20 protein-coding genes are annotated in these 18885 nt (G+C 63.5%); 13 read left to right on the forward strand and 7 right to left on the reverse strand.

Annotation, left to right across the window (positions count from 1 at the left end):
• Nucleotides 1–149 precede the first annotated feature (149 nt).
• The 6 genes from V8P86_RS13490 (at nucleotide 150) to cutA (ending at nucleotide 9038) form a co-directional block, all read left to right on the forward strand.
• Nucleotides 150–2720, forward strand: coding sequence for a VWA domain-containing protein (locus V8P86_RS13490; protein ID WP_336327800.1), 2571 nt, complete (start codon nucleotides 150–152; stop codon nucleotides 2718–2720).
• 39 nt (nucleotides 2721–2759) lie between these two features.
• Nucleotides 2760–6848, forward strand: a complete 4089-nt coding sequence (locus V8P86_RS13495) for a hypothetical protein (RefSeq protein WP_336327801.1) — start codon at nucleotides 2760–2762, stop codon at nucleotides 6846–6848.
• Between the two features lie 111 nt (nucleotides 6849–6959).
• Entirely contained in the window at nucleotides 6960–7643 is a 684-nt protein-coding gene (gene radB, locus V8P86_RS13500) for a DNA repair and recombination protein RadB (RefSeq protein WP_336327802.1), read from the forward strand.
• Between the two features lie 79 nt (nucleotides 7644–7722).
• Nucleotides 7723–8502 (forward strand): SDR family NAD(P)-dependent oxidoreductase, encoded by a 780-nt coding sequence (locus V8P86_RS13505; protein WP_336327803.1) that lies wholly within the window; start codon nucleotides 7723–7725, stop codon nucleotides 8500–8502.
• A 55-nt stretch (nucleotides 8503–8557) separates the two neighbouring features.
• Nucleotides 8558–8737 (forward strand): HEWD family protein, encoded by a 180-nt coding sequence (locus tag V8P86_RS13510; RefSeq protein ID WP_336327804.1) that lies wholly within the window; start codon nucleotides 8558–8560, stop codon nucleotides 8735–8737.
• A gap of 1 nt (nucleotide 8738) precedes the next feature.
• Nucleotides 8739–9038 (forward strand): divalent-cation tolerance protein CutA, encoded by a 300-nt coding sequence (gene cutA, locus V8P86_RS13515; RefSeq protein ID WP_336327805.1) that lies wholly within the window; start codon nucleotides 8739–8741, stop codon nucleotides 9036–9038.
• A gap of 3 nt (nucleotides 9039–9041) precedes the next feature.
• On the opposite strand, the gene V8P86_RS13520 is transcribed toward cutA, so the two are convergent.
• The 6 genes from V8P86_RS13520 to V8P86_RS13545 form a co-directional block, all read right to left on the reverse strand.
• Nucleotides 9042–9215: a hypothetical protein gene (locus V8P86_RS13520; protein ID WP_336327806.1), complete on the reverse strand. Its 174-nt coding sequence runs from the start codon at nucleotides 9213–9215 to the stop codon at nucleotides 9042–9044.
• An 82-nt stretch (nucleotides 9216–9297) separates the two neighbouring features.
• On the reverse strand, nucleotides 9298–10350 hold the full coding sequence (locus tag V8P86_RS13525; protein WP_336327807.1) for a DUF7973 family transport facilitator: 1053 nt from the start codon (nucleotides 10348–10350) through the stop codon (nucleotides 9298–9300).
• 170 nt (nucleotides 10351–10520) lie between these two features.
• Nucleotides 10521–10850, reverse strand: a complete 330-nt coding sequence (locus tag V8P86_RS13530) for a DUF5658 family protein (protein WP_336327808.1) — start codon at nucleotides 10848–10850, stop codon at nucleotides 10521–10523.
• A 35-nt stretch (nucleotides 10851–10885) separates the two neighbouring features.
• Nucleotides 10886–11041 (reverse strand): hypothetical protein, encoded by a 156-nt coding sequence (locus V8P86_RS13535; RefSeq protein WP_336327809.1) that lies wholly within the window; start codon nucleotides 11039–11041, stop codon nucleotides 10886–10888.
• A gap of 84 nt (nucleotides 11042–11125) precedes the next feature.
• Nucleotides 11126–12085: a fumarylacetoacetate hydrolase family protein gene (locus V8P86_RS13540; RefSeq protein ID WP_336327810.1), complete on the reverse strand. Its 960-nt coding sequence runs from the start codon at nucleotides 12083–12085 to the stop codon at nucleotides 11126–11128.
• A gap of 55 nt (nucleotides 12086–12140) precedes the next feature.
• Nucleotides 12141–12938, reverse strand: coding sequence for a cyclase family protein (locus V8P86_RS13545; RefSeq protein WP_336327811.1), 798 nt, complete (start codon nucleotides 12936–12938; stop codon nucleotides 12141–12143).
• 93 nt (nucleotides 12939–13031) lie between these two features.
• On the opposite strand from V8P86_RS13545, the gene V8P86_RS13550 reads away from it, so the two are divergent.
• The 3 genes from V8P86_RS13550 to V8P86_RS13560 all read left to right on the forward strand — a co-directional run bounded on the left by V8P86_RS13550 (nucleotide 13032) and on the right by V8P86_RS13560 (nucleotide 14685).
• A complete protein-coding gene (locus V8P86_RS13550) occupies nucleotides 13032–13772 on the forward strand; it encodes an NRDE family protein (RefSeq protein WP_336327812.1) in 741 nt (246 codons plus the stop codon).
• A gap of 84 nt (nucleotides 13773–13856) precedes the next feature.
• Entirely contained in the window at nucleotides 13857–14243 is a 387-nt protein-coding gene (locus tag V8P86_RS13555) for a hypothetical protein (protein WP_336327813.1), read from the forward strand.
• Nucleotides 14244–14334: 91 nt separating this feature from the next.
• Nucleotides 14335–14685, forward strand: coding sequence for a helix-turn-helix transcriptional regulator (locus tag V8P86_RS13560; protein ID WP_336327814.1), 351 nt, complete (start codon nucleotides 14335–14337; stop codon nucleotides 14683–14685).
• A 104-nt stretch (nucleotides 14686–14789) separates the two neighbouring features.
• Here the strand turns inward: V8P86_RS13560 and V8P86_RS13565 are convergent, their stop codons facing one another.
• Nucleotides 14790–15218 (reverse strand): hypothetical protein, encoded by a 429-nt coding sequence (locus V8P86_RS13565; protein ID WP_336327815.1) that lies wholly within the window; start codon nucleotides 15216–15218, stop codon nucleotides 14790–14792.
• Between the two features lie 94 nt (nucleotides 15219–15312).
• Here V8P86_RS13565 and V8P86_RS13570 point away from each other — a divergent pair, with 94 nt between their 5' ends.
• The 4 genes from V8P86_RS13570 to V8P86_RS13585 are packed head-to-tail and all read left to right on the forward strand — an operon-like array spanning nucleotide 15313 to nucleotide 18874.
• Complete coding sequence (locus V8P86_RS13570) at nucleotides 15313–16074, forward strand: prephenate dehydrogenase/arogenate dehydrogenase family protein (protein ID WP_336327816.1); 762 nt, start codon at nucleotides 15313–15315, stop codon at nucleotides 16072–16074.
• Between the two features lies 1 nt (nucleotide 16075).
• Nucleotides 16076–17512, forward strand: coding sequence for a small ribosomal subunit Rsm22 family protein (locus V8P86_RS13575; RefSeq protein ID WP_336327817.1), 1437 nt, complete (start codon nucleotides 16076–16078; stop codon nucleotides 17510–17512).
• A gap of 59 nt (nucleotides 17513–17571) precedes the next feature.
• Nucleotides 17572–18354 (forward strand): 5'/3'-nucleotidase SurE, encoded by a 783-nt coding sequence (surE, locus tag V8P86_RS13580; RefSeq protein ID WP_336327818.1) that lies wholly within the window; start codon nucleotides 17572–17574, stop codon nucleotides 18352–18354.
• 49 nt (nucleotides 18355–18403) lie between these two features.
• A complete protein-coding gene (locus tag V8P86_RS13585; protein WP_336327819.1) occupies nucleotides 18404–18874 on the forward strand; it encodes a peroxiredoxin family protein in 471 nt (156 codons plus the stop codon).
• Nucleotides 18875–18885 lie beyond the last annotated feature (11 nt).

Consider the following 18885-nt stretch of genomic DNA (forward strand, 5'->3'; position numbering starts at 1 on the left):
CGCTGCTCGAAGACTCCACGAAATATTTGTGATTTTCTGACTTAAATACCGTTATGAGTCGGAGATGAAGCGTCGTCCGTGGGGAACATTCGGACACATCGTGTTTTCTACCCGGAATATTTAAATAGGACGGAGAGAGCCAAATGAGTATGCGTCGACGGCAATTTGTTCGGCGCCTCTCTGCGAGTGCACTGGCGGCGGGGGCGGCCACGAAGGCTGGGGCGGAACCGGCCTCGGAAGCCGAATCGGAGTCGTACGACGCACTCGATACGGAGGCGCTTCCGAGTTCTGTACCGATTTCCTGGATCGTCGAGCGGTTCATCCAGGTCAGCGGAGCAGACAATCCGGCGACTGGGAATCAGGTCGAAACCACAGCGCTCGTTCTCGGTCGAGTTGCGTCGGCTGACGACGCGACGCTCTTACAGCAACTGTTCGACTGGGACGCGTACGATTATACCGGACAGAACGCCTTTTCGTCTCTGTTCTCGCCGGTTTCGTGGCCGCTCGAAGACGGGATTTCGCCGTCGGTCCTAGATTCGTACGACGTGCTGTGGCTAACGGGGACGAAACAGGAGAATTATCAGGGTGGGATCGACACGACGAACACCGCAATTCCGAGCGATCAGACGTTCTATTCACTGTACGGCCATTCGCCGTTCGTATTCGCGGTCGTCGAGTCGGGGTCGGCACCCGCAGCCGGCAGCGTCGTCGATCTCACCGGGACGATCCGACACACTGCAGACGGTGACGGACCGATTTCGTCGGGTGACGGTGGCTATCTCGAGATCGAGCGGGTGTCGATCAACGATGTCGACCGGACGCCAACGTCGCAGTGGTCGAGCGGCCGTTCGGCGTCGTTCGTCGGCCTCCAACAGCACCCCGAACCGACGCTGACCGGAGCCAAGACGACCGTCGATTACGAGGACAACCTCAACAGGCCGGTCGGTGGCTCGATTCTGCGCAAGAACGGCCGGGTCCTGTCTGCCGAGACCTCCGCCGATTCCCTCGATCGGCTCGAACTCGACAGCGATTCGCACCAACTGCACGTCGGTGAGGTACTTCCGAGTACGTGGGAGGTCGACGATGACGAGGTCGAGGATATCCCGGTGAACATCTCGGTCGTGATCGACACCTCCGGGAGCATGAGCGAGACTGACACCGGGTGGCGACAGAACGGTAGGCAACTCTCCCGCATCGCCGCCGCACGTGAAAGTGCCAAGGAGTTTCTCGCATTCCTCCGAGATGGCATCGCGCTCAGTATCGTCGAGTTCGACACCAGGGCCAGCGTCGTCAGCAATACGGCGGTCCTGGACGACAGCACCCGGGGACAGTTCAGATCGGACATCGGCTCGCTTCGAGATGGCGGCGACACGGGCATCGGAGACGGATTGCAGACCGCATACCAGACGATGGAGAATCAGTCCGGTCGCAAGGTGATCCTGCTTCTCACCGACGGGCAGGAAAACGAGGCTCCCTACGTCTCTGAAGTGCTTCCGGGGCTGCGCGAACAGGGCGTGCGCGTGTACACGATTGGAATCGGTGACCAGATTCCCGTCGGCGACATTCAGCTCTGGGCCGAACAGACAAACGCCCGGGCACTGTGGGACTTCGATGCCGGCGAAATCCGGCAGTTCTTCGAGACGATGGGCGTCGACGTACAGGACAACGCCCGGCTGAAGGAAACCCGTGCGATGGTCGAGGAGGGCGATACGGTCGAAGACGACTGTCAGGTCGACAGTAGCTGTGAGGACGTTCAGTTCGCACTCACTTACGAGGGCAGCGATATGGCCCTCAACATCGAGGATCCCAGCGGGAACGAACTGAGCGAAAGCGGCCAGGTGACGAAGCGAGAAGGCCCGGCACACGAGATCTGGACGATCGACGATCCGCAGTCGGGACAGTACTCCTACACAATCGATGTCAACGAGGCCGAAAATCCGCAGATGGCCAGAACGCAGGTCAACGGCGACTCCCCGATCAGCACCGACCTGTTCGTCTCCCGGGATCTGTACGAACAGACGGGGTTCGTCCGCCTCCGGCTCAAAGTCGAGGATTCGATGCAGCGGTACACCGGCGCGACGGCGACACTCGAAATCCAGCCGCCGGGAGAGGACGCAGAGCCCGAAGAGATCACGCTGCACGACAACGGCAACGGGGCAGACGACGTGGCCAACGACGGGATCTACTCGAACTACTATCATCCGACGGCGACCGGCGAATACGAGTTCAAAGCGACGATCGAGGGTGGCGAGTATCCGAACCTCCAGCGGGAATCCCGCCACAGCGAGAACATCGAGACGGTCGTCGAGGAGCCGATCCGGCCGTTCGAGTGGGACCGTCCGGAAGACGAACCCGCAGGGAGTTCGCTACTCAACGTCCCGTTTTTGATCGGCGGCACTGCGCTGAGTGCTGCTGCGGCGGGCTACTACTATCTCAAAAAGAAGAGAGGCGGCGGTGGATCCCCTCCGCCGGGCGGTCAGAATCATCCTGCCGGACCGAACGGGCCGACCCAGCCCCGGCAACCGGGGCAGAATCGACCCCAACAGCCGAACGGGCCAAACCAGCCTCGACAGCCGAACGGTCCAAATCAGCCCCAGCAACAGGGGCCGAATCGACCCCAGCAGCCAACTGATCCGAACCAGCCCCAACAGCAACCAGGGTCCGACAGTCCGACCGACGAGAGTGCTCCGGACGACTCCGAGCGGGGGCCGGACAGATGATGCCAGCCAGACGACGCGAGCGTTCGCTGGGGGTGAGAGATGAGTAACGATTCGTTCGGGTTCGGTCGACGGGCGATGCTGTCCGGTCTCACTGGGGCAGGACTGTTTCCCACAGTGAGTCCAAGTGCTGCGTCGACATCGACGGCGAAGACTGCACAGTCGGCGGACACCAGTTCACAGATCGATTGGGAGTGGACACACGACCGGTCACCGAGTACGATCTACTCGCTGGCTGTGACTCCCGACGGAACCCTCGCTGCGGCGGGATTCGAGATCGATTCGAGCGGAGTCGGGACACAGGAACTGCTACTGCGAGAGATCGACGCGAACGGTCGCGAAATCGGCGGGATACCGGTCGGCAGCGGCGGCGACGAGGTGGGGCTCGGACTCACCACGACTCCGTCGGGAGAGCTCGTTTTCGCTGGCGGATCGGGCACTCGTGGCTCGAACTCGCTCGATACGATCGTCGGTCGTTTCGAGACGCCCGACGAAACGTCCGGGATCACGACGGCCGGCATCGACGGGACGAACGACACCGCTCACGCCATCGCGGCCGACGACAGCGGCGTTATCGTCGCCGGGGGGACACAGTATCTCGGCGGTGCGGACGGTGACGGCGTCGGTCGGTTGGTCCGTCTCGAAAACGGGCGGCAAGTCTGGGCAGAAACCTACGGCGGCGGAGCGCCGGGGGAACTGTACGACATCCGCCGCACTGGAACCGAGTTCGTCGTCGCCGGGACGCGTGCGGTCGGTGGCTCCGGACAGGCGTGGCTCGGCGTCGTCGGCGACGGCGGGACGCTACGGTGGGAAGAGACCTACGGCGGCGTCGGTGATCGAACGGCCTACAGTGTCGTTCCGGCTCACGACGAGGGATTCGTCTTCGCCGGGACGACGACCGCTCCGGGGCAGGATACCCCGCTCGCGTGGGTCGGCCGCGTCGACGGCGATGGAGAACTCCTGTGGGAAGAAACCTACGGGACGGCCGACGGAACTGCCGCGCTCGCGATCGAACGCGACCCCGCGCAGGGATACGTGGTCGCCGGCTACACGACGGATGGTGGCTCCGAGGACGGATGGCTGCTCCACATCGACGAGGGCGGGCGTGTCGTCCTCGAAGACACCTACGGCGATTCTGGTGTCGGCCGGTTCCAGGAACTCCTCCGCTTCGATGACGGCTACGTCGCTGCCGGAGTCCGGCGCGAACCCGGCGCCGGACCGAGCGGGTGGATCCTGAAGACCGCCGGACCCGCGAGTGATCTCGTCGAGGCACTTTCGCTGCCGGCCGAACGGCTCTCGGAGACGCTCGAACGCCACGTCGAAGAACGCGAGGACGCTGTGCTCGAAGAGGCGTACTCGAACACGGATGTTCTCGAGGACGATGTCCTGCCGGAAGTCGATACGGAAGAGGGCGTAAAAAAGGGACTGAGTGTTGCCATCGATAGCACGAAGGATCTGCTCATCAACCCCGGACAGTACTCGAATCTGAAAAGCGGCGGGGCACTGATCGCTGCAGACATCGCCGAAGAGGTCGGGAGCGAAGCCCTCGGAAACGTGCTCGCAGGCTGGACGATGGACAGACTCGCGAAGAACCCGGAACAGAATGCCAAGCGGTACAACCAGTACGTCGCAGACCTCACCGAACACGAGTGGTTTCTCAGACCGCACAGCTACACCGTCGATCAGCCAGTCGTCGACCACACGAAACTCGATACGTATCAGGAGGCGAACGAGAGCGTGCGGACACTGGTCGACCGGATTGAGACGTTCGGACAGCGGCCGACGCCCAGCGCACTCAACGACGGACACGTTGAGTCGGTCTTCTTGCAGTTGGCGGCGACGCTGACCGATCCCGCAGGTATCGGTGACCTCGAACGCCGCAGCACGTACCCGACAGATCTGGTCGTCCTCCCAGACGGCACGGTCTTCAACACCCAGCGGGGAGCAGGCAATCTCCCGGCCATCCAGACCGCCGCCGAGGAGTACGAGGAGAAGGGCGTTTTCGACTGGTTCTCTCTCGGCACGGAGATTACCGGACTCCTTCTCGCTGCGGCATCTGTCGTCGCCATCGGTGTCGGCGTGGCGTTGGTCGTCATTCCGGAGCCGAGCACGTCGACCATCGGAGCGGGCTTGATCCTCATTTCGACCGGCAAGTCGATCGGCACGGCGGCCACAGTCGCTGGTGTGGCCTCTGTGAGTACAGATCTGCTCGGCTCGATGAAAGAACTCGAAATCCAGGAGGCCATTCTGACCCGGCACATGCAGATCCATCTGGAGACGCTGCGGGATATCGACAATCTCGGTCGGATCGCTGATCTGACTGTGGACTGGCTCGATAGCCAGTTCGACGATCCGACCAGCGGCACTGTTGCGGGAACGATCGACTTCCCGGAAGGGTTCGACACCACGCCGGACAATCCGCTGAAACCGTCCGAATCCGCCGGCGACGGTGAGAAAGAACTCGTGACCGGTGAGATCGATACCGAGTACGAAATCTCCGGCGAGGCGTCCGTTCCAGCACGGATTCTCGGATTCAGTTCTTATCACTCCGGCGCGGGCGAGGACCTGCCACCGCTTCAGGGATTTGCGACAACCTCTCCGCCGTCGAATGCGTCCCCACTGCAGGTCGGAGAAGGGGCTGCCGGACGGCGGAACCTCGATTATGTCTTCCACCATCCCGTCGAAGACCAGTTCCGTCAGCACTTCTTCACCGTTCATCTCGTGCTCGCGGGCAGACACGTAGATACTGCGACTGCGGTCGCCGACGTGGAGTACGATCCTGGGTTCCTCTCGCTACCGCTCGGTGCACCGACCGGTCCGGATCAGCTCTCGGCCGGCACTGCAGAGCAGTCCCTGCAACTGACGCCGTACGCAACCGCCGACACGCCGGCAGCGCGGTCAATGACCGCACAGGAAGTCGACGACCTCCGCGGTGAAACGGCAGTCCTAGCGAGCGAGCGACTCGACGGCGGGAGCACCCTCTCCCAGACGATAACGGTGCCAGGCGAACTACAGTCGGCGGCGTTCACGCTGCTGGGGCCGCCAGGAGCCAGCACGGAACTGCACCTGGAGGGGCCGACGGGGACCGCCGTCGCGGGCCCCGAGCGAACGAGCGACGACCTGGGTGTCGAGTCAACCGTTAGCACGAATACGGGCGGCCGACAAATCGCTGTCTATCCCAGCACCGAGACGGAGGTTTCCCTTACCGTCCGCGTTCCGCCGGAAGAGCCTCGTCCAGTCTCGGTCACGCTGTTGCAGATCGACACGCCAGAGCGGCCACCGGTGCTCGGAACCAACCCTACCCAACTGTCGCTGTACGGGAACCCTGACGAGCAGATCGGTAGAAATCTCACCGTCACCGAAGTTGGCAACCAGCAAGCGATCGAGGCGCTTCGCCTTTCCGCCGGGCCGCTCTCGAACGGCGCGGGAACCGAACTGGCCGGAGAGACGATTTCCGCCGACGTCGACACCGACCGAATCCCCGCGAGTGAGCGAACAACCGCGGGAGTGGCCGTCAGCACACCCGAGCAGTCGACACTCGACGGCGAGCCGACCCGATTCGCGGGGACGCTCGACATCGATACCAGGAACGCTGGTTCGCTCGCAATCCCGGTTTCAGTGTTGGTCCTCGATAGCACTGTCGAGGAGGCACGGTTGCTCGATGCGGATCAGTCAGTGCGGAGAGCGGCCGTCCGGACTCTCTCGCCGGAGGAGGTACCCGAACCGCCCGCGGAGACACTCAGCCTGTACCGCGTGACGATTGAGGGCAGTGGCTCGGCGACAGTTTCCTTCGCACCCCCAGAAGGAGCCGAGACGACAACCAGCGAACTCGTCCGCCTCTCCGACGGGAGCTACGAGTCTGTCGATCCCGACGTCTCAGTTCGGGGGACTCCCCTGGAGTTCGAGTCCGGCGAGCACACCGTTGCGCTTCTCGCACGGACTGACGACGAAGAGTCGGGGACGAACGGAGGATCCGACGACGGGGGATCCGACGATGGAGACGGCGGATCAGGCGACCTGAACGAGGGCCTCCCGCTGTCTGAGGAGGAACTGGCGGGTGCGGGACTGGTGACGCTCAGTCTGCTCTATCTCGCAGCGAGAGCGACATCTGACGACGAGGGCGGACGCTGAGACGGCCATCACCGACCGCGAGTCGTTCGGACCGCGTTCGAGTGTGGACGACTGGAACCGGCCGTGTGCATACTAAGGATTATATGCCGATGGGAACCAACGAATCAGACAGTGACAGATCCGATTCCAGCCGGCTGTGGGCCGATCGATGACCTGCTCGGCGGCGGCTTCGAGCGCGGTGCAGTGACACAGATCTACGGCGCGCCAGCGGCGGGCAAGAGCAACCTCGTCCTCGCGGCGGCCGTCGAGGTGGCCGCCGACGGCGGGTCGGCGCTGTATATCGACACCGAAGGGATGCCGGTCGAACGGCTCGAACAACTCGCCCAGCCGTACGACGCCGACCTCGACGAGATTGCTTCGCGGATTATCATCACCGAGGCCCACTCTTTTGCGGAACAGCGCGAGGCGGTGCAGGACGCCGAAGAGTTCGCCGAGCAGGTCGACTTCATCGCGCTGGACAGCGCCACCGGCTTTTATCGACTCGAACGCACCGAACAGGACGAGGGCGACGCACTCCGGGCGATTGGCCGCCAGATCACCCATCTCCTCTCGCTGGCGCGCAAACACGACCTCGCAGTTGCCTTTACAAATCAGGTCTACACCGACCCGGACAGCGACGCGACGAGCGGACTCGGCGGACACACGCTAGATCACTGGTCTGCGCTCATCCTTCGACTGGATCGGTTCCGCGGCGGGAACCGGCGCGCGACACTCGAAAAACATCACAGCAAGGAAGCCGGCGGCACGGCCCAGTTCCAGATTACCGACGCCGGGCTGGTGGGAACGGGGCAGTGACCCGTCGTCTTCTCAAACAGCGTTGACTTGTCGACTCGGCGGCACACACTCCTAAGAGATCCCCCGTCGAACGCATTCCATGGACGAACTGGCAGGATCGACCGCGTTTGTCACGGGTGCAAGTCAGGGAATCGGCGAAGAGATCGCGGTCACGCTGGCCGACTACGGCGTCAACGTCGCGCTCGCGGCCCGTTCTGACGGCATCTACGAGACGGCAGACCGGATCGATGCGCCGGAGCAGACACTCGCCGTCGAGACGGACGTGACCGACGGATCGAACGTCGAGGAGTCGATTGCGGAAACAGTCGACACCTTCGGCGGCCTCGATATCCTCGTGAACAATGCCGGCATCGAGGGGCCGACCGCACCGGTCGGCGAGATCGAGACAGACGACTTCACGCAGATGACCGACGTGAAGGTGACGGGACCGTTCCTCTGTCTCAAACATAGCGTGGACGCGTTGCGGGAGAGCGAGCGCGGGACGGTCATCAACATCTCCTCGATCGGCGGGAAGCGACCGTATCCGAACCGGACACCTTACGCGGCCGCCAACATGGCGATGATCGGCATGAGTCGGACGTGGGCGCACGAACTCGGCACGGACGACATCACGGTCAATACGATTTGTCCCGGACCCGTCGAGGGGCCGCGGATCGAACGCGTCATCGAGGCACAGGCGGAGGCCCGCGACGTTCCGACCGAAACAGTCCGCGAAGAGGAGTATTTCGACGACCTTGCGCTGGCGGAGTTCATCGATCCCGACAACATCGCGGAGATGATCGCCTACCTCGCCAGCGACGCCGGCCGCCAGATCACCGCACAGGATATCAACATCGACTCCGGCGGGACGTGGTACTGACTCCGGGTGGCGATGGATAGCACGATTCATTACGCTCCGTGTCCTTCCGTCGGGTATGAGTGCCATCGAACCGCCGACGGAGCGAACCTGCGAGCGCTGTGGTCGCGTCGAGGAGTGGGACGAGGATCAACAGACCTTCGTCGCAGCGAGCGACGACTCACTCGGGCAGCCACACTGTCTCCACGAGTGGGATATCAACGGTCAGTACAACCCGCTTCAGGAATCCGAATCCTGAGATGCCAACCATCTACATCACGGCACCGCCCGAGGAGGGTCCGGCAATTGCCGAGACGCTCGTCGAGGACGAACTCGCCGCCTGTGTCAACATCGTCGACTGTCGGTCTGTCTACCGCTGGGACGGCGAGATTCACGACGACGACGAACTGATTTTGCTGGCGAAGACCACCGACGAGCGCTACCCGGACCTGAAAACTCGGGTCGTCGAACTCCACCCGTACGACGTGCCGTGTATCGAGCGATTCGAGGAAGCAGATGCGCTCGATTCCTTCGCGCAGTGGCGGGCGGACGCGACCTGATCTTCAGATCCGGCGGCGAAGCAGCCGATAACTCCCGTACCCGACAGCGGCACCGATGCCGGCCGCGAGGGCGAGCGTACCGAGCGTGAACGATGTCACGCCCGCGAGGACCGTCCCTGTCGCGGATCCGAGCCCTCCACCGAGTGCGATTGCGGTGGTGTCGTCGTCATTGCTCATGTTTTCCCGTTTCTGACACCAGCCGATAGGGATTACGCCTCGTTTCACCGCTGGAAACGACCAGAAATCAGACGCCCGTCGGTCAGAGATACGGGACTGCTCCGGCGTCGAACACGCCCGCGAGACCGAGGGCTGCGATCAGGAGACTGCTCAGGAGAATCGAAGTGAAGGCAGGATCGACGTGTGTGTCGGCGTGGGCGTAGAGGGCGCGCTGGCTCAGTTCACCGAGAATGGCCCCTGTCAGCCCCATCGCCGTTCCGGCGAGGATTCCGACAGGGAGTGTACCGCCGATTGCGAGCGCGCCGACCCCGGCCGGGAACGCGATGTGATACGTGACCGGAAGGGGATAGCCCTCGACCCGGACGCCGGCGACGACACCGAACAGACTCACGAGCGCAAGGCCAAACGGGAGGAGAGCGCTCTCGCTCAGCAGCGCAACCGCCGCGCCCGCGGCACCGACCGCGACGCCGAGCAGGGCGACAATCCACCACTCGTAGTACTCCGGTTGCCACGGTTCGACGACGTGTCGTCCAGCGATGCCCTCCGCCGTCTCGTAGCCGTCGTCGCCCCAGTACGCGCCGTTCTCGAAGGGACTCATATCGAGCACTCCTCCGTCGAACCGACCGAGCAGTGGATAGCCGACCGTGAGACGGGCGAGAAAAGCGGACCCGACGACAGCGAAGGCAATCGGATCGACCGGCAGGAAACTGCCGACTGCACCGAGCAACACACCGACAACGCCGAACACACCGCCGACGAGCATCGTCCACGGGCGACCGAACAGGGGCCGCCGGATCTGTTTGGCCTGATGGTACCGGAAGCCGGTGTCGATCGTCTCCTTCCGTCCGGCGTAGGCGGCCGCTGCGACGCCACCAACGAAGGTGACGTGTGGGCCGAGTAGCGGTCCAAGACCGACCGTCGAGAGTGGGCCGACGGCGACGGGTGCACCATCGACCCCGAGCGTCGCGAGGAGGCCGACCGCCGTCCCGTCGAGGACGAACAGTTCCACCAGTTCGCCGCCGACGATGACTACGCCGGCGAGTCCGAGTGCCGAAAGCGCGCCGAGTGTTGCCCCGAGGACACCCCCAAGCAAGCCTGCCAAGAGGATAACCGCGGTACTGACGGTCAGTATCATCCGCTCCCTCCGGCAGCCAATCGAACGACATCATCCTCGACAGCCCGATGCATTACCAGCCACTGCGTCCAGGTGGCTCATAGTTGTGACGCTGTCGGTCGACCACCGCGCTACATGTACATCCGGTCGGCGTAAAATTCCCGCTCGTTCCGAGTTGGTCGACAGCAAACTCAGGTCGCGATCACGACGAGATTCCAGCCAGTTACGACCGCTCCCACGACGACGAGTGCGAGCGGAATCGCGACACGGCCCGGCGTCCGGACGACCCACCAGACGAGAAAACACACGCCGATGAATCCGATCTTCAGCAGGAGAAAGCCTGGAACCCCACCCTGGCCGAGTGCGTACAGCGCGACCGGACCACCCTCGGTTACGCCGTCGCTTTTGAGACCGACCAGCGTGGTCACCGTATCACCGAGTCCGTACGGGACGACTCCGAGCACCCAGAGCAGCGACTGGTTGCTCATCACGGTCGCGATGATTCCCGTGTTTCTCGACACACTGTAACGTCTGCGGCCTGATAATTAAAGATTCGTCACAACAGCACTGCGATAGCGAGCGCTGCGCCCGCTGTCACGAGAAACAGCAACAGGAAATCAGCGAGCGGCGAAATGTACGCATCTGACGATTGTGCCCGTGTCTCTCCGTCCGTCGCTTCCGTCGAGACACTGCTGGATTCCGCCCGACCCATACTTCATACTCGACGGTGAGGTGGCTTAAACACCGGCCCTGCATTATCGTATTCGAAAACGACAGAACAGCTGACAGGACGCCGTTACCGAACTGTATTTTCGAGCGTGCCGATGCCGTCGACGTGCAGGGTCACGGTGTTGCCGGATTCGAGGAACTGGCCGAGTTCGAGGCCGCACCCCTCGCCGACGGTGCCGCTGCCGAGTACGTCGCCGGGGTGCAGCGTCTCGCTCTGGGAGACGTGTTCGATGATGTCGGCAAAGGAGTGATACATTTCGCCGGGCGTGCCCTCGGACCACGTCTCGCCGTCCACCTCTGCTCGCATCGTCGCTGTCTCCGGGTCGAAGGCGTCGGCCGTCACCAGATACGGCCCGAAGGCGTTGGCGAAGTCTTTGCCCTTCGCCGGGCCGAGGCGGGCCTCCATCTCCTGGCCCTGGATATCCCGCGCGCTGAAGTCGTTGAAAATCGTGTAGCCGGCGATGTACTCTCCGGCTTCCTCGGCGGCGATATCGGTCCCCTGCTTGCCGATGACGGCGGCAATCTCCAGTTCGTAGTCCATCAGATTCGAGTACTCCGGCCACTCGATGTCGACGCCGGTGCCGACGACGCTGTCGGCGTTTGACTTGTAGTAGACCGGCATCTCGTACCAGACCTCCGGCGGATCCTCGCCCATCGCGTTTTTGACGTGCTCTTCGTAGACCATGAAGTCCCGCAGCGAATTCGGCCGCGGAATCGGTGCGAGCACTCGTACGTCGTCTTCGGCGAACCTGAGTTGCCCGCCGTTCGGGCCAGTCTGCTCGTCCGCATCCGTGGCGTACTCCTGTGCCCGCCGCGCCGCCTCCAGCGCGCGGTCGCCGCGTTCGAGGAAGGCCACCATCTCTGGCGGGGCGTGTGCCTCCGCAATCGTCACCGGATCAGCCTCGCCGTCGGCCGCGAGCGCGGCCGCGTAGGCTGTCGTCACGTCGATCAGGTCGCCGTGGTCGGCGATGCCCACCCGCCGTTGCGGGCCGACGGGTGTGTCGACCTCGAAACTGGCGAGTTTCATGCGCCCACCTCCGGATCGAACATTCGGCGTCGTTGCTTTCGCTCACTGCGTTCGCTCATGCAACCACCTCCGGGAAGACCGCCAGCGGACGTACCCACCCGGCGCTGCCGTCCTCGACTTTGATCGGCTGGGCGATCAGTGGCACCTCCGTCTTCCGGGGCAATTCGCCCAGATTCGCCATCTTTTCGATCTGGCAGTACTCGCCGTCGCGGCCGGCGAGATGGGCTGGCCAGAGTTCTCCGGAGTCGCCGGATTCCTCGAATCGTCGGCCCATCTCCGCGAAGGGTTTGTCGAAGCCGTAGGCGTCGGTTCCGATGACACGGACTCCCTGCTCGACGAGGAACCGCGTCGCCTCGCGGCCCATCCCGGGGAATTCGGTGAGATAACTTGCCTCGCCCCACAACTCGTCCGCACCCGTCTGGAGCAGGACGATCTCCTCGCCGGTGAGCTCGTAGTCGAGAGCATCGAGCGCATTTTCGATATCCTCGACGCTGATCTCCTCGCCCGCGTCGAGGTGGCGCACGTCGAGGACGACAGCCTCGCCGAGACACCACTTCAGCGGTACGTCGTCGATCCGACGGGCCGGTGCCCCTTCGCTCTCGGCCCCGTAGTGGTACGGTGCGTCCATGTGCGTGCCAGTGTGAGTGATCGCCTCGATTTCTTCCCAGGCGAGCGCCGTGCCGTCCGGGAAGTCGTCTGCGGTCACATCGAGATCCATCTCTCGGAGATTTTCGGCGAGCGATTCGGCCCCCTCACGGTGATCCATCCGGTCGATCCTCGGTGGATACGGCTCGCTGGCCGGGCCGTCTTCGATCCCGATACTGAGATCGATCACAGTCCAGTCGCTGAACATACTCACAGCAGTGGCGGCCACCGTTGTAATTGTTCTCCCGACACACACCCGAAGTCAATTGTCTTTTTGAGGGTGGACCCCGTACCGAGGAGTGTGTGTACGATTACCCTCGCGTGGCAGTGTTTCGAGGAGGCGCCGCTGATTCTTGCGGCCAACCGCGACGAACTTCTCGACCGACCGTCCGACCCGCCCGCAGTCCGTGAGTGGGGCAAGCGAGTTCTCGCCCCGCAGGACCGCGAGGCGGCCGGCACGTGGATCGGCTACAACGAGGACGGCCTGCTGGTCGCGATAACGAACCGCTGGACGCCTTCCAGGTTGGAGGGCGACCGCTCTCGCGGCCTGCTCGTTCGTGACGCGCTGGGCGAATCGACCGCCGACGACGCGATGCGGCTGGTCGAACAGGACCTCGACGAGCGAACCTACGAGGGGTTCAACCTGCTCGTTGCGGACGAATCGAGTGCGTTGCTGGCCGAGTACGACGGTAACCGCCGAATCAGTACGCTCGACCCCGGCGTTCACGTCGTCGTCAATGTCGGCGCGAACGGCCGGTACGACATTCCGCCACAGCGAGAGGCCGACGGTAAGGAGCAGGCGGAAAACGCCAATGCCGTTCGCTCTGCGCTGCATCCCGAACCCGGTGAGACTGGCGAAGGATGGCTGGACCGCGCCGCGGCGGTGATCGCCGACCACGAGTACGGCGTCTGCATCCACCGCGATCAGTTCGGGACGCGCTCGTCGTCGCTGCTCTACGCTGGCGAAGACGGTCTCCGCTACCGCTATGCCGACGGGCCGCCCTGCGAGACCGCTTTCGAACCCGTCGAGGTTCCGTTCTGATTATTGTTCAATTCCGACACGTAAGATATCACAGCTGAGATTTGGACAGATATCGTTTTGAACTTTTGCGGTAATCGTTTGCTTATGGCACAGCACAAACAGGTGTCTGAACAGGTTACGTACGAACAGGCGGACGGTGTCGGCATCTGGAGCATCGAGGACATGCCGAAGGCGCTCGAATCGGGGGAACTCGAGAAGGGGGAAGAACATTTTCGGGACGTGGCAGCACAGGATTCGATGGCTGCGTCAGTTGTCGAAGTTGGAAACGCCGAAAGCCTCTCGAAAGATGTGCTCGATCATATCAACGAGCAGTGGACTGCCCTTGGCGAGGAAACCGGACTCGATGCGACCGCCTACGTCGCAGACGGCATTGGCCGACTGGCGATCAGTAATAAGAACGAAGCCGAAGGGATGGAGACGAAAGGGTTCAAAGACCGAGAGGCTGCCCTCGAGTGGGCCAGCGAGTTCTGAAAGCAGTTCTGCCACTTGGTGAATTCTCGTTTCGGTTTGAGCGGGCGAATCGAAGGTCAAATTTATCCGGCTCTCCTACAGTGTATGGAACATGAGCATGCAGACTTCCGAGGACGAACTCACCGAGGACGAGCGCCGGGGGCTCGAACTCATCCGCGAGACCGGCGGCATCCACCAGAGTAACTTCTGGAAGGAACTCGACGTCTCCTCGCGCAAGGGCAGCCGTATCGTCGAATCCCTCGTCGAGAAGGAGATGATCGACCGCGAAGAGACCGTCTACGAGGGCCACAACACCTACCATCTCTCCCCGACAGCCGCTGATCTGGATTTCTCGCTGCTGATGGCCGGCGATATGCTCTCGCCGTTCGTCGGCGACGAGGAAGTCGACGCACAGAGCGACACCTTCTCGCAGTGGGTCATGAACCTCGCCTACGAGGAATAACGCCGGCAGCCTCGTTTTCGCGCTTTCCCGCTATCCCACAGCTACGCTGCAGTAGTGCTGTCGCTGTCCGTGTGATCGACCGCAACAAAAGTCGTCGGTTCCGTTCAGTTGTCTTCGAGCGCGTCGGCGATGCGGTCGAGCGAGCGCCGCATATCGTGAACCTCGTCGCGGAGTTTCCGCATCTCGCGCGTGAGTTCTTCGTTGCCGGAGTCGTCCTCTTCCTGGCCGGGTCGACCACCAGGACCGCCACCCATGCCGCCGGGACCGCCGCCCATGCCGCCCGGGCCGCCGCCCATCATGCCGCCCATCATCTGTGCGAAGGGGTTGCCGCCGCCGCCGCCACCCATGCCGCCACCGCCCATCCCGCCCATCATCTCTTCTGGGGGTGCGCGGTCGCCTTCTTCGCCCTCGCCTTCGCCTTCCTCGGCGCGGCGCTGACGGATTTCCTCGACGCGCTCGCGGAACGACTTCTCCTCACCGTCTGCTCCCTGTGCCTCGCTCTCAGATTCGCCTTCCTCAGGTTCTTCGGACATACAACCGCTTTTTGTTGCCCGCCAGAAAAGGGTGTCGTCCCTTTTTCTGTCCGCATCGAACCGCTTTTGCCCTCGCCTGCGCAAAGACCGGCCGATGGACGTACTCCTCGTCGGCGCGGGTGCAATGGGCCGCTGGCTCGGCACGGCCCTCTCCGAAGCAGAGGCCACAGCCAGCATCTCCGTTCTCGATACCGACCCCGACAGCGCCCGGGAGACGGCCGAGGCCCTCGACGGCCAGGCGGTGACTCCCGAGACCGCCCCGAACGCCGATCTGGTCTGTATCGCCGTCCCCATCCCTGCCGCCGAGGAAGTGATCGAAACGTACGCTGCTCACGCTAACGACGCGATACTCGACGTGACTGGCACGATGGCCGGGCCCGTCGCGGCAATGACCGAACACGCCCCCGACTGCCAGCGGCTGAGTATCCACCCCCTCTTTGCCCCGGAGAACGAACCAGGAAACATCCCGACTGTCGTCGACGCGGCGGGACCGATCACCGAGACAGTCCTCGACGCGTTGCGCGCCCGGGGCAACGATGTCTTCGAGACGACAGTGACGGACCACGACGAAGCGATGGAGACGGTGCAGGCCCGAACCCACGCCGCCGTTCTCGCCTTCGGCTTGGCAGCCGAGGAGGTCCCCGAGCGGTTTCAGACGCCGATTTCGACCGAACTGACCGCGCTAACCGAGCAGGTCACCGGCGGTGAGAGCAGAGTGTACGCCGACATCCAGTCGGCCTTCGAGGGGGCCGACGATGTCGCCGATGCGGCCCGAAAACTCGCCGAGGCCGACACCGACGCATTCGAGCGATTGTACGACGCGGCGCGATTAGAAACACCCGAGGAATCCGAATAACATGGACGACACACAGCGCAGCCAGGTGCTCGACAACGCGAAGTACCTCCGGGAAGTCAGACCGATCGATCCGGAGGAGATCCACGAATACGTCGAGGGACAGCCCCATCCGGCGGCCGTCCGACAGGTGCTCCGAGAATCCGCACTGGATCTCGGCCTGATCGAACGCGAGGACGGTCGCTTCGAACCCGCGCCGACCGATCCAATCGATGTATCCTTCGGCGGGATTACCGCCCTCCCGCAGGATATCGCCCTCGCCGTCGAAGAGCAGTTGCTGGACGCGTTCGGGCCGGGGTGGCCCGACGGCACCTCCGGTGATCGACTGCGCGCGACGATCCGTGATTTCAAACAGCAGTATCTCAGCGGCGGCGAGGTGACCTACGACGACGTGACGGCGCTCGGCTACGCGATCTACCACCTGCCGACGTACTTCGCGGCGACGCAGCACGTCCTCGCTGATCTTGCTGCCGACGGACTGGTCTCCGGTAACCTCCGCATCCTCGATGTCGGGGCGGGTGTCGGCGGGCCGGCGCTCGCAGTCGACGCTCTACTGCCGGACGAGGCGCTCGTCGAGTACCACGCCGTCGAACCGAGCGACGCGGCCGACGTGCTCGATGCGCTGCTCGACGAGACGGGCCAGAACTTCCACCCGACGATTCACCGCGATCCGATCGAAACAGTGGGAGTCGACGGCGAGTTCGATCTGATCCTCTGTGCGAACGTCCTCTCGGAACTCGATGATCCGGAAGCGGTACTGCTGGATCTGATGGACCACCTCGCCGACGACGGCACGCTCTGTGCGCTCGCGCCGGCGGACCGCAACACAGCGACCGACCTGCGCGACCTCGAACGGACTGTCGAGTCAGAGGCCGATGCGACGATTTACGCGCCGACGGTGCGGCTGTGGCCCCACGAGCGACCCGACAGCACCTCGTGGTCGTTCGACCGTAAACCCGACCTCGAGGTGCCCGCCTTCCAGCGTCGTCTCGACGAGGGCGAGCGGAACTCTGAACTCGATACCGACAGCGACAGGGTACCCGGTGACGGCGAGTTCGTCAACGTCGACGTGCAGTACGCGTACTCGCTGCTGCGAACCGACGGCCAGCGGGCGCTGGATATCGACCTGTCGGGGGGTCGCTTCGCCAAGATGGCAGAAACCGAACGCCACGTCACCGACCGGATCGACTGCGCGGGGATCAAACTGAGCCACGACCTCTCCGATGGCGGGAATCCCCTCTTTCTGATCGGCGACGGCAGCGAACAGATCGACCACTTCGCCGTGCTCACCGAGGAATCACTGCTGAACGAGGATCTGCGGGCGGCCGACTACGGCGACTTTCTGCAGATCGAGAACGTCCTCGTCCTCTGGAACGACGACGAGGGGGCGTACAATCTCGTCGTCGACGGCGAGACGGTCGTCGAAGGGCTGCCGGGGTGAGCAATCCGCGGCGGCCCTAAGAGCGCAGGCTTGAAAGTATATCCCCACTGAATAGAGGCATGGACGACCTCGATATTCTGGTGACGAACGACGACGGGATCGACTCGCTGGGGTTTCACGCGCTGTACGACGCGCTCTCTGAGATCGGGTCGGTCACCGCCGTCGCGCCGGCAGACGACCAGAGCGCAGTCGGACGATCTGTCTCCCAGCGGGTCGCCGTCCGCGAGCACGAACTCGGCTACGTAATCGAGGGGACGCCGGTCGACTGCGTCGTCGCCGGTCTCTCTTCGCTGTGTCCGGAGACCGATCTGGTCGTCGCTGGCTGTAATCAGGGGGCGAACATGGGCGCGGCCGTGCTCGGTCGGTCCGGGACGGTGAGCGCTGCCGTCGAGGCGGCCTTCCACGGCGTTCCGGGCATCGCTGCCTCGCTGTACGTCCCCAGTCCCGACTGGGAGAAAGACTCTGAGATCCCGCGGGAGTCGTACGCCCCCGCCGTCGACGCCGCGACGTATCTCGCCGACCGGGCCTTCGAGGAGGGACTGTTCGAGGTCGCAGATTACCTGAACATCAACGCTCCGTCGGCGAAGGTCTGTGACGGCGAGATGGAGATCACCCGGCCCTCCCACGTCTACGAACTCTCTTCGCAGCAGGACGGCGACCAGATCGAACTCGTCAATCCCATCTGGGAGAAACTCGCCCACGGCGAGATTTCCGATCCCGACGGGACGGACCGGCGGGCGATCATGGAGAACAAGATCAGCGTCTCGCCGCTGAAAGCCCCGCACAGCACCGAACGGATCGACGCGCTCGACGAACTGGCAGCGAACTACCCGGGCTGGTGAGCAGTCCGGACCCGGCGGTATTTTACTCCCTCGCCTGCATCGGCGTTGTATGGCACCGACGGCAGGCGATCAGGCACCGGAGTTCGAGGCGTTGCTCTGTACAGGCGAGACGTTCCGATCGACGACACTGGAGGAGGCGCTGGACGGCGGCGGCGTCCTCGTCTTCTTTGGCTTCGCGTTCTCCGCAATCGACGAGAACTGGTGGAAACGATACGACCGGGCGGACTGGGACGAGTTCGACGTGCCCGTCCTCGGTGTGAGTCGGGACGGCCCGTACGCACAGAATGCCTTCATCCGCTATCTCGATAGCCCGTTCCGGATGTTCTCCGATACCGACGGCGACGCCTCGGAGGCGTTCGATCTGCTCACCGAGCGTGGCGGAATGTCCGATACGTCGACACCGATGCGGTCGGTGTTCGTCGTCGACGAGGATGGGGAGATTGCCTACGACTGGGTGGCCGACGACTGGATTTCGCCGGTCCCACGCGAGGAGATCGAGGATGCAGTCGCGGAGTTGTAGCGGGATCCATT

It is taken from the genome of Halovenus anhuiensis, assembly GCF_037080055.1.
In the GTDB taxonomy this organism is placed as follows: domain Archaea; phylum Halobacteriota; class Halobacteria; order Halobacteriales; family Haloarculaceae; genus Halovenus.

Bases quoted from the DNA above. Each gene is read 5' to 3' on its own strand.
- V8P86_RS13555 (WP_336327813.1), top strand. From the start codon at position 13,857: ATGGCACAGCACAAACAGGTGTCTGAACAGGTTACGTACGAACAGGCG.
- V8P86_RS13510 (WP_336327804.1), top strand. From the start codon at position 8,558: ATGAGTGCCATCGAACCGCCGACGGAGCGAACCTGCGAGCGCTGTGGT.
- V8P86_RS13505 (WP_336327803.1), top strand. From the start codon at position 7,723: ATGGACGAACTGGCAGGATCGACCGCGTTTGTCACGGGTGCAAGTCAG.
- V8P86_RS13560 (WP_336327814.1), top strand. From the start codon at position 14,335: ATGAGCATGCAGACTTCCGAGGACGAACTCACCGAGGACGAGCGCCGG.
- V8P86_RS13520 (WP_336327806.1), bottom strand. From the start codon at position 9,215: ATGAGCAATGACGACGACACCACCGCAATCGCACTCGGTGGAGGGCTC.
- V8P86_RS13570 (WP_336327816.1), top strand. From the start codon at position 15,313: ATGGACGTACTCCTCGTCGGCGCGGGTGCAATGGGCCGCTGGCTCGGC.
- V8P86_RS13540 (WP_336327810.1), bottom strand. From the start codon at position 12,085: ATGAAACTCGCCAGTTTCGAGGTCGACACACCCGTCGGCCCGCAACGG.
- V8P86_RS13490 (WP_336327800.1), top strand. From the start codon at position 150: ATGCGTCGACGGCAATTTGTTCGGCGCCTCTCTGCGAGTGCACTGGCG.
- V8P86_RS13545 (WP_336327811.1), bottom strand. From the start codon at position 12,938: ATGTTCAGCGACTGGACTGTGATCGATCTCAGTATCGGGATCGAAGAC.
- V8P86_RS13585 (WP_336327819.1), top strand. From the start codon at position 18,404: ATGGCACCGACGGCAGGCGATCAGGCACCGGAGTTCGAGGCGTTGCTC.
- V8P86_RS13535 (WP_336327809.1), bottom strand. From the start codon at position 11,041: ATGGGTCGGGCGGAATCCAGCAGTGTCTCGACGGAAGCGACGGACGGA.
- cutA (WP_336327805.1), top strand. From the start codon at position 8,739: ATGCCAACCATCTACATCACGGCACCGCCCGAGGAGGGTCCGGCAATT.
- V8P86_RS13495 (WP_336327801.1), top strand. From the start codon at position 2,760: ATGAGTAACGATTCGTTCGGGTTCGGTCGACGGGCGATGCTGTCCGGT.
- surE (WP_336327818.1), top strand. From the start codon at position 17,572: ATGGACGACCTCGATATTCTGGTGACGAACGACGACGGGATCGACTCG.
- V8P86_RS13565 (WP_336327815.1), bottom strand. From the start codon at position 15,218: ATGTCCGAAGAACCTGAGGAAGGCGAATCTGAGAGCGAGGCACAGGGA.
- V8P86_RS13525 (WP_336327807.1), bottom strand. From the start codon at position 10,350: ATGATACTGACCGTCAGTACCGCGGTTATCCTCTTGGCAGGCTTGCTT.
- V8P86_RS13575 (WP_336327817.1), top strand. From the start codon at position 16,076: ATGGACGACACACAGCGCAGCCAGGTGCTCGACAACGCGAAGTACCTC.